The following is a 1,334-nucleotide window of genomic DNA, read 5'->3' as shown; positions in this document are numbered from 1 at the left end:
GGCGAATCGACCTCGCCAATATTGGTATAGTTTTCTTTATTGTTAAGGTAATCAATAAAACCTTCTACGGCTTGTTTTTCTTCTTTGAAACCGATTAATTGGTTGAAAGAAGGGAATTTTTGGTTGTTAGAAGGAGTAAATAATGATTCTTCTTGATTATTTAATTGTTGTAAATTAGTGTTTGTTTCTTCTTGTGATTCTTTATTTGTATTGGTAATTTGGTTTTGGATTATATCTTTATTTTGTTGTAGTTTGTCTTTCATTTCTTGGAGATTTTTATTTTGGATTTCTAATTTATGTTGTTGGGTTTCGAGGTTTCTTTCGGTTTCTGTTAAAGTTTGATGATGAATCCAAACATAAGTTCCTAAAAATAAGATCATAGATGTTATGATGATTATGATTAAATTAGTTGAATTTTTATTTGATTTCTTTTTGATAGTCATCTTAGTTCCTTTCTAACAAAAAAGACCAATCATTAATTGGTCTTTTGATGTTTTATTATGCTAAATTAGTAATTTTATTTTCAATGGTTTGACTGCCACCACTGAAAGCTTTGCCTTGAGAATCAACTAATTCGTAATCACAAATTAATTCTAATTGAGGGTTATTAGTGTTAATAATTTCTTTTTGTTCGATGCTAATTTGGATGTTAAGTTTTCCTAAGCCTTTTTCGTTAAAGATCATTTGTGGGCGTTTAGTATCATTGTAATCATTATTATCCACTTTTAAACCAACATTTAAATATTTTTCAGGATTGGTAAAAGTTTGAAGCGTGTCATATTTAGTTGATATTTTCAAATATAAAGGAACATTAATATCCATTCCGTTGGAGTTTAGAGTTGCTTCGTGTTCGATCGTAATTAAGTGATTATATTTTTGTTGGTTTAAGTTAGGAATAAGGATTGGTAAAAGGGTTTTATCTTTGTTATTACCGCCTACTCTTTCCACGTTAAATAGAGGAATATCTGTCATTAATTGAATTTTTTCTTTTCTTTGTTTAGAAAAGTAATTAGTTAAAGCATAAATAGAAGCAATGGTAAAAAATAAACTGATCAAAACCACTAAAGTGGTAAAAATTTTATTTTTAGTTTGAATTTTCATAATTATTTTCCTCCTGGGATAATTGATTTAATGATATTGATAAAGTTTTTAATTTCCGTGGTAAACCAAGGAATTTTGTTTTCATAGTAAAGAGCCAATAAAGATAAAAGTGAATTTAAAATGATAATAATATAAGTGATTTTTTGTAAAAAAGGTAATTTTTTGATTGTTAAAATTTTGGTTTCCTTTGTTGTTGTTTTTGGCACATTGTTATTGGTTTTTTTGGTTTTTTG

Annotated in this window: 2 protein-coding genes and 1 pseudogene; all 3 read right to left on the bottom strand. The window is 26.9% G+C overall.

What is annotated here, in order from left to right:
* Nucleotides 1–443 (bottom strand): annotated as a pseudogene (locus RI68_RS01890) (ATP-dependent Zn protease); the annotation flags it as partial.
* 55 nt (nucleotides 444–498) lie between these two features.
* Complete coding sequence (locus RI68_RS01885) at nucleotides 499–1,101, bottom strand: hypothetical protein (protein ID WP_017193560.1); 603 nt, start codon at nucleotides 1,099–1,101, stop codon at nucleotides 499–501.
* Between the two features lie 2 nt (nucleotides 1,102–1,103).
* A partial coding sequence (locus RI68_RS01880; protein ID WP_017193559.1) for a hypothetical protein occupies nucleotides 1,104–1,334 on the bottom strand: 231 nt, incomplete at its 5' end.

The organism is Vaccinium witches'-broom phytoplasma str. VAC (assembly GCF_000309405.1).
Taxonomy (GTDB): domain Bacteria; phylum Bacillota_I; class Bacilli_A; order Acholeplasmatales; family Acholeplasmataceae; genus Phytoplasma.
Note: the sequence above shows the minus strand (reverse complement) of the source record. Positions and strands in the feature narration are given on the sequence as shown.